This is a genomic window from Conexibacter sp. CPCC 206217 (genome assembly GCF_030646165.1).
Taxonomy (GTDB): domain Bacteria; phylum Actinomycetota; class Thermoleophilia; order Solirubrobacterales; family Solirubrobacteraceae; genus Conexibacter.
Genome location: NZ_JAUTDO010000004.1, coordinates 209,834 through 221,361, shown reverse-complemented (window position 1 = coordinate 221,361; position 11,528 = coordinate 209,834). Strand labels below are relative to the sequence as shown.

9 protein-coding genes are annotated in these 11,528 nt (G+C 72.1%); 6 read left to right on the top strand and 3 right to left on the bottom strand.

The features are described 5' to 3' along the window. Position 1 precedes the first annotated feature (1 nt). On the bottom strand, positions 2-1,261 hold the full coding sequence (locus Q7L65_RS12255) for a TIGR03118 family protein (RefSeq protein WP_304721524.1): 1,260 nt from the start codon (positions 1,259-1,261) through the stop codon (positions 2-4). 210 nt (positions 1,262-1,471) lie between these two features. Here Q7L65_RS12255 and Q7L65_RS12250 point away from each other — a divergent pair, with 210 nt between their 5' ends. From Q7L65_RS12250 to Q7L65_RS12235, 4 genes are all read left to right on the top strand, one after another. Beyond that, positions 1,472-3,469, top strand: a complete 1,998-nt coding sequence (locus Q7L65_RS12250; RefSeq protein WP_304721523.1) for a phospholipase C — start codon at positions 1,472-1,474, stop codon at positions 3,467-3,469. A gap of 70 nt (positions 3,470-3,539) precedes the next feature. Continuing rightward, positions 3,540-4,325 carry a trans-aconitate 2-methyltransferase gene (locus Q7L65_RS12245; protein ID WP_304721522.1) on the top strand — a complete coding sequence of 262 codons (786 nt, stop codon included), beginning with the start codon at positions 3,540-3,542 and terminating at the stop codon, positions 4,323-4,325. 197 nt (positions 4,326-4,522) lie between these two features. After that, positions 4,523-6,571, top strand: a complete 2,049-nt coding sequence (locus Q7L65_RS12240; RefSeq protein WP_304721521.1) for a choice-of-anchor D domain-containing protein — start codon at positions 4,523-4,525, stop codon at positions 6,569-6,571. A gap of 159 nt (positions 6,572-6,730) precedes the next feature. Next, entirely contained in the window at positions 6,731-7,348 is a 618-nt protein-coding gene (locus Q7L65_RS12235) for a dihydrofolate reductase family protein (RefSeq protein ID WP_304721520.1), read from the top strand. A 180-nt stretch (positions 7,349-7,528) separates the two neighbouring features. Here Q7L65_RS12235 and Q7L65_RS12230 read toward each other — a convergent pair whose 3' ends face one another. Beyond that, positions 7,529-8,494, bottom strand: a complete 966-nt coding sequence (locus Q7L65_RS12230) for an AraC family transcriptional regulator (RefSeq protein ID WP_304721518.1) — start codon at positions 8,492-8,494, stop codon at positions 7,529-7,531. Positions 8,495-8,576: 82 nt separating this feature from the next. Between Q7L65_RS12230 and Q7L65_RS12225 the strand changes: the two genes are divergently transcribed. Together Q7L65_RS12225 and Q7L65_RS12220 are read left to right on the top strand one after the other, a co-directional pair. Continuing rightward, positions 8,577-9,416 carry an NmrA family transcriptional regulator gene (locus Q7L65_RS12225; protein WP_304721517.1) on the top strand — a complete coding sequence of 280 codons (840 nt, stop codon included), beginning with the start codon at positions 8,577-8,579 and terminating at the stop codon, positions 9,414-9,416. A 5-nt stretch (positions 9,417-9,421) separates the two neighbouring features. After that, positions 9,422-9,904 carry a DUF1772 domain-containing protein gene (locus tag Q7L65_RS12220; protein WP_304721515.1) on the top strand — a complete coding sequence of 161 codons (483 nt, stop codon included), beginning with the start codon at positions 9,422-9,424 and terminating at the stop codon, positions 9,902-9,904. Here Q7L65_RS12220 and Q7L65_RS12215 read toward each other — a convergent pair. Then, complete coding sequence (locus tag Q7L65_RS12215) at positions 9,901-11,511, bottom strand: FAD-dependent monooxygenase (protein WP_304721513.1); 1,611 nt, start codon at positions 11,509-11,511, stop codon at positions 9,901-9,903. The two genes, Q7L65_RS12220 and Q7L65_RS12215, sit on opposite strands and share 4 nt — an antisense overlap. Positions 11,512-11,528 lie beyond the last annotated feature (17 nt).

Below are 11,528 nucleotides of genomic sequence, written 5' to 3'. Positions count from 1 at the left end.
TTCAGTACCCGCCCGGCATCGACGGCGCGCTCGGCGTCGTCGGTGCCGTCGGCGCGGGCGCCTGCGTCTGCGCGGCGTTCAGCTCGCCGAAGAGGCCGTGTCTGCCCTGCGCCGGGCCGGCCGTGAACAGCAGCGAGTCCGGCGTGCCGATCACGCCGTTGCCGAACTTCAGCGCCCACAGGCCGGGGATCTCGATCGCGCGACGGTGGTCGCCGGCGAGCTGGCCGAGGAAGCGACCGCGCGGGGAGTACGCCGAGATGCGGCCGTCGCCGAAGTTGCCGATCAGCAGCGCGTCGCGGGCGGCGCCGAAGCTCTGCGGTGCCTGCGCGACGCCCCACGGCGAGTCCAGCGGACCGCGCGCGGCAAGCCGCTTCAGCAGCTGGCCGGACGTGCTGTACACGTCGACGAAGCCGTGGCCGGGGCCGGGCACGTCGAGTTGACGCGCGGCGTCCTGCTTCGCGTACGTGACGACGACCCGATCGCCGACGGTCTCGATGCCGAACGGCGCGTAGCCACGCGGGATGCGCGCGTCGCGGAACGCGCCGGGGCGGTCGATCGGGGCGAAGCTGCCGTCGAAGACGTCGACGCGCGCGTTGTGGAAGTCAGCCGCGTAGAGCTGGCTGCCGGCGATCGCGAGCCCCGTGTATTCGGCGGTCGGCGTGGTGACGGCGGTCTGCGCCTCGGTCGAGCCGGCGGCCGGGACCGTCGAGCTCCAGCCGGCGATCGTTCCTCTGGCCGTCGCGAAGATGAATCTCGACGGGGCGGCGGCGTCGCCGGATCTGACGACGAACTCGGTCGTCGGGTTGAACACCTGGCCGGTCGGCGTGCCGCCCGGGATCGTCACGGTGAGCGGGGTCTTCGTCACCGGTGAGCCGTTCACGCCGCCCGCGTAGAGCGTCGAGTTGGCGCTGGCGAAGTTCGACACCCAGGCCGGCGTCGCGGGACCGAACGACAGCCCCCAAGCGTTGACCAGCGCCGGGTCGGTCAGCTCGGCGGCGCCGTCGGCGTCGGCGACGAGGTCGCGCTGGGCGAACCGCCCGACGGTGCGCTCGGCGTGGCGGTCGCGGACGTGGTCGTCGTTGCGGCCGTCGTGGTCGCCGCGGCCGTGGTCGTCACCGCGGCCGTGGTGACCGTGATCGTCGTGCTCGGACCCGTGGCCGGACGACCCCGAGTGGGCGAGCGCGGTCGGCGCGAGCGCGAGGCTGGCGCCGGCGGCGAGCGCGAGTGCGCCGGTCCAGCGCGGGTGGGGAGGCTTGTGCATCGGAAACTCCATGCTTGGTGACAAGGCCCTGCAGTCACCGAGACCCCGGCCCCGCGGGCATCCTTCCGCGATCAGCGGATTCTCATCTGTCGACTGACCTCTTCACAGCCGCATCACAACCTCGTGCGCGCGTCGGGGCACCATCCGCAGTGCCCCGACGCACTGCGCGGCGTGTTCGCACGATCGCGCGTTACATAAAGAGGTTCTCTCTTGTTCAAGAAGGTCTTCACCGGCGGCAGCCTCGTGGCTGCCGCCCTGTTGGCGGTCGTCCTCGCGGCCGCCCATGCCGACACGTCCCCAAGCCCGGACGACACGGCGACGCCGATCAAGCACGTGGTCGTGATCTTCGGCGAGAACATCTCGTTCGACCACTACTTCGGGACCTACCCGAACGCGGCGAACCCCGACGGCGAGACCGCCTTCCACGCGAAGGCGGGCACGCCCGCCGTCAACGGCCTCAACAACGCGCTGCTGACGCAGAACCCGAACTCGCTCAATCCCGAGCGGATCGGTCCCGACCGCGCGGTCACCTGTTCGCAGAACCACGGCTACGGCGCCGAGGGGAGAGCGTTCGACAACGGATTGATGGACAGATTCGTCGAGTTCACCGCGGGCGGCGGCACGCTCTGCCCGACGCCGATCGTGATGGACTACTACGACGGCAACACCGTCACCGGCATGTGGAACCTGGCGCAGAACTTCGCGCTCAACGACAACAGCTTCAGCACGAACTTCGGCCCCTCCACGGTCGGCGCGATCAACCTCATCAGCGGTCAGACGCACGGCTCCACGCCGACGACCGGCAGCGGCATCGAGAACGGCACCGTGATCGGCGACCCCGATCCGCCGCTGGCGCTCGACGACTGCGCCAACGGCAGCGCCGGCGCGACGATGTCCGGCAGAAACGTCGGCGATCTGATGAACGCGAGAAACGTCAGCTGGGGATGGTTCGAGGGCGGCTTCCGACCCACGGCCGTCGATTCCTCGACCGGCAGAGCGACCTGCGGGTCCAGACACAACAACGTCGCCGGCGGCGCGTCCAACGACTACATCCCCCACCACCAGCCGTTCGAGTACTACCCGACGACGGCGAACCAGCACCACACGCCGCCGGCCAGCGTCGACGAGATCGGCCACGACGGCGACGCCAACCACCAGTACGACCTCGTCGACTTCGACGCGGCGCTCGCCGCGGACAAGCTGCCGCAGGTGTCGTTCCTGAAGGCGTCGGCGTTCGAGGACGCGCACCCGTCGAACTCCGACCCGCTCGACGAGCAGCACTTCGTCGCCCGCACGATCGACGCGCTGGAGAACTCGCCGGAGTGGAGATCGACCGCGGTCATCCTCGCCTACGACGACTCCGACGGCTGGTACGACCACCAGATGTCGCCGATCGTCAGCGGCTCCGCCGGCGCCAGCGACACGCTCTCGGGCACGGGCCTGTGCGGAACGGTCAGAGCGGGCGCCTACCCGGACCGCTGCGGCTACGGCCCGCGTCAGCCGCTGCTGGTCGTCTCGCCGTACGCCAAGCAGAACTACGTCGACCACACGCTCACCGACCAGACCTCGGTGCTGCGCTTCATCGAGGACAACTGGCATCTCGGCCAGATCGGCGACCAGTCGTTCGACGACCGCGCCGGCACGATCGAGAACATGTTCGACTTCGACGCGCCGACGGTGCCGAAGGTCTTCCTCGACGAGCAGACCGGCGTCGTGACGAGAACGGAAGCGACCGCCCCGCCGGTCGACACGCCCACCACGACCGTGACGCAGACGGTCACGACGCCCGGCGCGACGCAGACGGTCACGACGCCGGGGCCGACGGTCACCACGCCCGGTCAGACGGTCACGACCCCCGGCCCGACGGTCGTCACGCCGGGTCCGACCGTCGTGAAGGAGGTGCCGAGCAGAGGCGCGAAGGCGCCGAAGGTCACGCTGCGCTGCACCACGAGCGGCAGCGCGAAGAAGATCGCCGTCAACTGCAGCGTGAAGGGCAGAGCACCGTCCAACCGCTCGGAGACCGCGGTGCGGGTGCGTCTGATGAAGGGCAAGAGCGTGCTCGCGACCGCGCGCGGCATCCTCGAGCACGGCCGCGTCAAGACGACGCTGCGGCCCAAGCACGCCGCCAAGAAGGGCAGCTACACGCTCGCCGTGACGGTCACCCAGCCGGGCACCGTCAGCGCGCAGCGCCAGACGATCCACATCTGAGGACCAGCGACGTATAGGTGTACATCTGTACGTGATAACGTACAGATGTACACCGAGCTGGAGGATCGTCATGAGTGAACAGGGCTCCTCGACCCGCGACTGGGACGCCCGTACCTATCACCGCGTCTCGGCGCCCCATCAGGACTGGGCCGCGGTCCTGCTCGACCGGCTCGCCCTGCGCGGCGAGGAGACCGTGCTGGACGCCGGCTGCGGCTCCGGCCGCGTCACGCTGAAGCTGCTCGACCGCTTGCCGCGGGGGCGCGTGGTCGCGGTCGACGGCGCGCCGTCGATGGTCGAGCAGGCGCGCGAGCTGCTCGCCGCCGAGGGCGATCGCGCGCGCGTGCTGCAGTCCGACCTCGTCCAGTTGACGCTCGAAGAACCCGTCGACGCGGTCTTCTCCAGCGCCGTCTTCCACTGGATCCCGGATCACGACGCGCTCTTCGCACGATTGTTCGCGGCGCTGAAGCCCGGCGGACGGATCGTCGCGCAGTGCGGGGGCGAGGGCAACATCGACGCGTTCCGCCGCCGCTCCGACGAGGTCGCCGCGCGCGAGCCGTACGCGCCGTTCCTCGCCGGCTGGAGCGGACCGTGGAACTACGCCTCGGCCGAGCAGACCGCGCAGCGGCTGCAGCATGCCGGCTTCAGCGAGATCAGAACGTGGCTGCAGCCGTGGGACGTGACGCCGCCCGAGCCGGCCGAGTTCCTGCGCGCGGTCTGCCTGCACCCGCACATCGAGCGGCTGCCGCCGCAGCTGCACGACGCCTTCATCGCCGACACGGTCGCCGTCGCCGGCGACCCGCTCGTGCTCGACTACGTGCGCCTCAACATCGACGCGCGGCGACCGGTTCACAGCTGACGCGAACGTGGTTCCAAACAGCTTCATCGACCGCTTGATTCGATTCCTTTAGCGGTAGTGAACTCATGCTGACATCGCTGTGAATTCGGGTAACTCACTGCGCTCCGACATGCCACACTGAGGGAATCTGCACGCAGTGCGGCAGCGCGGCGAGCGATAGGTGCTCGCCGCGACCCGACCTCGAAGGAGCCCACCACATGTCCCCCGTCAAGCTCGGCGCACCGCTGTGCCGGGCCGGCCGCATCGGCCTTCCCCTCCTCTCGGCCGCGGCGCTGCTGGTCGCGGCGTCGCCGGCGAGCGCCGCGCCGGTCACGAGAAGATTCACCACCTCGGCGTGTGACGCGAACTGGTTCACGGTCCCCGCGGGTGTCACGAGCGTGACCGCGACCGTCCAGGGCGGCATCGGCATCAGACCGGGCAACGGCGGCGAGCCGGGCGTCGGCGCGAAGCTGACCGCGACGATCCCCGTCACGCCCGGAGCGAGAGCGGCGGTCTGCGCCGACCAGGGCGGTACCTGGGGCGGCTCCTCCAGCTACTCGCCCGGCAAGGGCGGCGGCTTCGCGGCGATCAGCTTCTCCGGCGACATCGCCGACCCCGACCTGTTCGCGGGCGGCGGCGGCGGAGCTGGCGGCGGTCCCGGCGCCGGTGACGGCGGCGACGCCGGCCTGCCCGGTGGGTCAGGCGAAGTCGGAGAGTCCGGCGGCAGCTCCGGCGGCGGCGGGGGCGGGACGCAGGCCGGTCCCGGGGCCGGCGGCGTCAACGCTGCCGCACCGACCGGCTCGGGTCTCCCCGGCGTCGGCCACCAGGGCGGCAGCGCCAACGCCGGGCCGATGGGCGCCGGCGGTGGGGGTGGCGGTGGCGGCGGCTACTTCGGCGGCGGCGGCGGCTCGACGGGCGACACCGTCGCCATCGGCGGTGCCGGCGGTGGCGGCGGCAGCAGCTTCTGCGACCCCGCGCTGTCGTGCGACTCGTCGCTGGTGTCGAGCGCCAGCTACGTCGAGATCAGCTACGCGGCGCCGCCGGCGCCGACCGAGACGACGGTCACGGTCGCCCCGGCGATCCCGACCGCCGGCCAGCCGATCAGATACACCGCGACGATCTCGCCCGTGCCGGATGGCGGCACGGTCGCGTTCGCCCACGCCGGCTACACGATCTACGACTGCGAGTCGGTCCCGGTGGTCGCGGGCGTCGCGACATGCGACACGCAGACCCCGTGGGAGGCCGGCGAGCAGACGGTCACCGCGACCTACTCAGGTGCGGCCGACTACGCGACGTCCGAAGGCAGCGCCAGATACGACCCGCTTGCCGGCGCCGTCACCGTGACGCCGGATCCCGCGGGCTTCGGCGACGTCGTCGTCGGCGAGTCGGCGACGAGAGAGGTCACCGTCGCCAACAGCGGCGACGCCGACCTGGTGCTCAGCTCGACGGCGGTCCGCGTCGTCGACGACCACTCCGCATCCGTCCGTCTCGCCCCGCGGCGCGCTCCGGAGAGAAACACGAGCGACTTCGCGGTCGCCTCCAGCGCCTGCGACGACGTCGTGCTGGCGCCCGGCAGAAGCTGCACCGCGCAGATCTCGTTCAGACCGACGGTGCTCGGCGAGCGCGTCGCGCGGCTGCGCGTCTACGGCGACTACGCCGGCGACGCCGATGCGGTCCAGCTGACCGGCAACGGCGTCGAGGCGCCGGTCGTGCCGCAGCCGAGAGAGCCGGAGCCGGCTCCCCCGGCGACGCCGACGCCGCCCGCCGCCCCGCCGGTCAGCGCGCCCGCTCCGTCGGCGCCGGTCGCCGCGCCCGCGGGCGCGAGAGGCGCGACGCTGGCGCCGTCCGCGGACAACCGCGCCGCGGTCAAGGAGAACGGGACCTTCGTGCTTCCGGTCACGTGCCCGAACAGGCAGGCCTGCAGAGTCGACGGCACCTTGACGCTGGCGATCGCCGGCGGCTCGAAGGCCGCTCGTGCGGCCGCCGCGAAGACGACGGTGCTGGTCCGCTTCAGCGGCATCAGGGTGGCGGCGAACAAGACGAAGACGCTGTCGCTGAGACTGCCGGCCGCGTTCGTGAAGGCGCAGCAGGCCAAGGGCGTGCGCAAGCTGCGCACGACGTTGACGATCCGCACGACGCTCGGCGACGGCAGAAGCGTCACGACGCGTCAACAGCTGACGCTGCTGATCCCGCGCGCGAGAGTCGCGCAGAGAAGAGCGGCCGCGCCGGCGCCGAAGCCGGCGCAGCGTCCCAGCTTCACCGGCTGACGCGCGACTGAGCAGCACTGCATCCGCGGTGGAGAGAGGCGGGCCGGGAGACCGGCCCGCCTCTTTTCTGCCGCGCATGTCGAGTGCACAGGGTCAGCTCCGACTCGAGGGTGAGAGCGGCGGACGGCGCCGCTCACCCGGATCGAGAAGGAGCGCACGATGAGCAAGGTCACGGCGCACATGGCGATGTCGCTCGACGGCTTCATCGCGGGACCGAACGCGGGCATCGGCAATCCACTCGGCGACGGCGGCGAGCGGGTTCACGAGTGGATCATCGGGCTTAAGTCGTGGCGTGAGCGCCAGGGGCGCGACGGCGGCTCGACAGGACCCGACGACGATGCGATCGCGGCGGCGATGTCCAACTGGGGCGCGATCGTGATGGGCCGCCGGATGTTCGACGAGGGCGAGGAGCCGTGGGGCGCGAACCCGTCGTTCCACGCCCCGGTCTTCGTCGTCACACACGAGCCGCGGGAGACGCTGCAGCGTGAGGGCGGGACCAGCTACACGTTCGTGACCGACGGGCTCGAGGTGGCGCTGGAGCAAGCGCGTGCCGCCGCCGGCGATCGCAACGTCGACGTCGCCGGCGGCGCCGACACGATCCGCCAGTTCCTTCACGCAAGGCTGCTCGACGAGCTGCTGATCCACCTCGTCCCGATCGTGCTCGGCGGCGGCAACCGCCTCTTCGACGGGCTGGATCCGGAGCTCGTGAGCTTCGAGAAGGCGCGCGTGGTCGACACGGAGGCCGTCACGCACATCGCGCTGCGGCCGCGGCGGTAAGCCCTGTCAGCCCCTGGCAGCAGCCGGCCGCCAGCTCCCGGCGGTCGGGTCGTAGTCGTCGGCGTCGGTCGCGACCGGCGGGCAGGATCGAGCGTGCCGCGCGGGAGCGCGGCATCCGAGTGGTCGCGGGTTGGTCTCAGACGTGGGCGGCACGGCCGGCGCCTGCCGTGACTGCCCCGCTCATGCCGTCGCAGCCAGCAGCACCGCGACGCGGTGCTGCTGCGGGCTCACACCGCGCACGCGCTTGAACGCGGAGCTGAGCGCGTAGGGGCTGCCGTAGCCGACCTCGTGGGCGACGGAGCCGATCGTCGCGCCTGGTTCCAGCAGCATGTCGGCGGCGAGCGCGATGCGCCAGCCGGTCAGGAACGACATCGGCGGCTCTCCCACCAGCTCGTGGAAGCGGCGCGCCAGCGCCGCACGCGAGACGCCGGTCTCGCGGGCGAGCGAGGCGACCGTCCACGGGGCCGCGGGGTTGTGGTGGATCAGGCGCAGCGCCTGGCCGACGACCGGGTCGTCGTAGGCGCGATACCAGCCGGGCGTGTCCGTCCCCGGGCGCGCGAACCAGGCGCGCAGGGCGGCGATCAGCAGCAGGTCGAGCAGGCGGTCGAGCACCGCCTCCTGGCCCGCTTCGTCCTTCACCAGCTCGTCGGCCAGCAGCGGGATCACCGGGCAGCTCCACTCGTCGCTGCGCAAGAGGATCAGCTGCGGGAGGGCGCGCAGGAGACGCTCGCTGACCTCGCCCTCGAGTTGGTACGTGCCGGTGATCATCTCGGTCTCGCCGTCGATCGCGTTGCCCCACGTGCGGACGCCGAGGTCGTAGAGATCGGTCAGGACTCTGCCGTCGACGGCGGTGCAGACCTGGCCCGGGTGGATGATCGCCTGCAGCGGCGTCGCGGGGTCGTCGGCGACGGTGTACGGATCCGGGCCGCGGGCGATCGCGACGTCGCCGGCGCGCAGCGCGATCGGCTCCACCTCGACGCCGGGCGGGGCGTCGGGGATCACGACCGCCTCGCCGCGCACCATCGCGACGACGGTCAGCGGTGCCTCGTCCTGGATCCGCAGCGCCCACGGCGGGTTCATGCTCGAGCGCAGCAGGAACGCCTGCCGCGCGCGTGGGCCGTCGAGCAGTCCTGCGAGTGCGTCCATGCGAGCAACCTTAGACGCTTGCGTATGAAATGTCGACGCTCAGCGATGGAACGTCTCACCAAGCCGCGGTTGACTGCTTCCCATGCCAACCACACAGACAGACCTCATCCTCGTCACGGGCGGCACCGGCAAGACAGGGCGCCGCATCGCCGAGCGGCTCGCGTCGGACGGCCGTGCGGTCCGCGTCGGGTCGCGCTCCGGCAGCCCGGCGTTCGACTGGGAGGACCGCGCGACCTGGTCCGCCGCGCTCGACGGCGTCAGCGCCGCCTACCTCTGCTACTACCCGGACCTCGCGGTCCCGGGCGCCGCCGAGACCGTCGCCGCGTTCGCGCAGCTCGCGGCGCAGCGCGGCGTCGAGCGGCTCGTGCTGCTGTCCGGCCGCGGCGAGCCGGAGGCCGAGCGCGCGGAGCAGCTCGTGCGCGAGGTCGGGGCCGAGACGACCGTCGTGCGCTGCGCCTGGTTCAACCAGAACTTCGACGAGAGCTACTTCGCGGACGGGATCGCGGCGGGGGTGCTGGCGCTCCCGGCCGGTGACGTGCCGGCCGCCTTCGTCGACGCCGACGACGTCGCCGACGTCGCGGTCGCCGCGTTGACCGGCGACGGCCACGCCGGCCAGCTCTACGACGTGACCGGACCGCGCCCGCTCACCTTCGCCGAGGCCGTCGCAGAGATCGCGCAGGCGATCGGGAGGCCGGCCCGGTACGTGCCGATCTCGCTGGAGGAGTTCGCGACCGGGATGGCGTCCGCCGGGGTCCCCGACGACGTCATCTCGCTGCTGCGCTACCTCTTCACGGAGGTACTGGTGCAGAGCAACGCGACGCTCGGCGACGGTGTGCAGCGCGCGCTCGGGCGCCCGCCGCGCGACTTCCGCGACTACGCTCGCCGCGCGGCCGCCGGCGATGCCTGGGTCCTGAAGGGATGAGGCGGATGAACGACTGGGTCGACGGTCTCACGCTCGCGACCGCGCTCGGCTGCGGCCTGATGGCGGGCGTCTGGTTCGCCTTCTCCGCCTTCGTGATGCAGGCGCTGGAGCGGCTCCCGACCGCGCAGGGCGTCGCCGCGATGCAGTCGATCAACAGAACGGCCGTGCTGCCGCCGTTGATGATCGCGCTGTTCGGCGTCGCGCTCGCGTGCCTCGGGCTGATCGGCTGGTCGGCGCTCAACTGGTCCGACGCGCGCGCGATCTGGGTGCTGGCTGCGGCGGTCGTCTACCTGATCGGCACGGTCGGCGTCACGATCGCGGGCAACGTGCCGCTCAACGACGCGCTCGCGCCGCTCGCCCCGCACAGCGAGGCGGCGGCGCGCGAGTGGGCGCACTTCCTCGACAGCTGGACTGTCTGGAACCACGTCCGCACCGTCACGTCGCTGGTCGCGGCGGGGCTGCTGACCGCCGGGCTGCTGCAGGATTAGCGCAGCGCGTCGAAGTAGCGGCCGACCGCGGCCTCGTCGTCGAGCGCCGCGATCAGGCCGACGTAGCCGTCGGGGCGCACGACGACGGTGCCGCCGTGGGCGCCGACGCCGTAGCGCTCGGCGATCAGGCCGTCGGGATCGGGGACGATCGCGTCGAAGCCGCTCGCGTGGGTGATCGACTCGATCACGAGCACGTGGCGGATGTCCGCGACGCTGGAGCCGTTGGACCCCGGCAGCGCCGGCGCCCCGCCATTGGCCGGCGCGATCGAGACGATCGTGTGCGCGGCGCGCGCGTCGCTGCCGCCCAGCAGCGCGATGCGCAGCTCCGTCCCGGCCACGTCCGGCGCGGCGTCGCCCGGGTGCAGCCGGCGGCTGGAGCGGCCCGCGACGACCGGGCTGTCGCGGTAGGCGACGTCGACCTCCTCGGTCTCGTTCGCGAGCGCGTGCTGCACGGGCGCGAGGCCGGTCGCGAGGTGCACGACGTGGTTGCGCAGCTTGCGCGCGAACGTGCCCTTCAGCGTCGCGGCGTCGGTCAGCTTCGTCGACAGCTCGATCACGCGCGCGGCGACCGGATGGCGTTCGGCGTGGTAGCTGTCCAGCAGCGCGTCGCCCGCCTCACCGGCGTCGACGAGTGCGAGCTTCCAGGCGAGGTTGAACGCGTCCTGCATCCCCGTGTTCATCCCCTGCCCGCCGGCCGGGCTGTGGACGTGGGCCGCGTCGCCGGCGAGGAACGCGCGCCCATGGCGGTACTGCGGCACCTGCGCGTGATGGATCTCGAAGACCGTCAGCCAGTGCGACGACGTCAGCCTGATGCCGGTCTCGAGGCGGTCGGCGGCGGCCTGCAGTTCGGCGAGCGTCGGGGCCGCGCCGGACGCGCTGGAGCCCGCGTCCGGGCTGCCCTCCGGCGCCGAGTCCTGCTGCGCGATCACGCGCATCCGCCGGCCCTTCATCGGGAATGCGATCAGCGGCGCGGCATGCGCGGAGAAGAAGGTGTGGATCGCGGTCGGGTCGAGCTGGTGCTCGGTCTCGACGTCGCCCATCAGGAACCGCTCGCCCTTGAACGAGCCCTCCAGCCGGGTCCCGACCTGCGCGCGCACCGTGCTGCGGCTGCCGTCGGTGCCGGCGATCCACGCCGAGCTGACGACCTCGGTGCGGCCGTCGTCGTGCTGCAACGTCGAGCGGACCTCGGCGTCGTCCTGCTCCAACGAGACCAGTTCGACGCCGCGCTCGACCATCCCCCCGAGCGCCGTCAGCCGCTCGCCCAGGATCCGCTCGGTCTCCGTCTGCGCCGTCGTGACGCTGAACGGGAACGGGCTGTCGACGGTGTCGAGCCGCACGTGCGCGAGCGTGCGACCGTTGGAGTGCATCTCCATCGCGGTCGTTCTGACGCCCGAGGCGATCAGCGCGTCGAGCGCGCCGACGCGCTCCATCAGCTCGAGGCTGCGCGCGTGCACGACGATCGCGCGCGACTCGGTCGTCGGCTGCGCACGCTTGTCGATCACCCGGATCGGCACCCCGCGGCGCGTCAGCTCGCACGCGAGCACGAGGCCGACGGGCCCGGCGCCGACGATCAGGACGGAGGGGCTGCCAGCGGGGTTCGCGCTCATGGGGCGATCCTATCGGC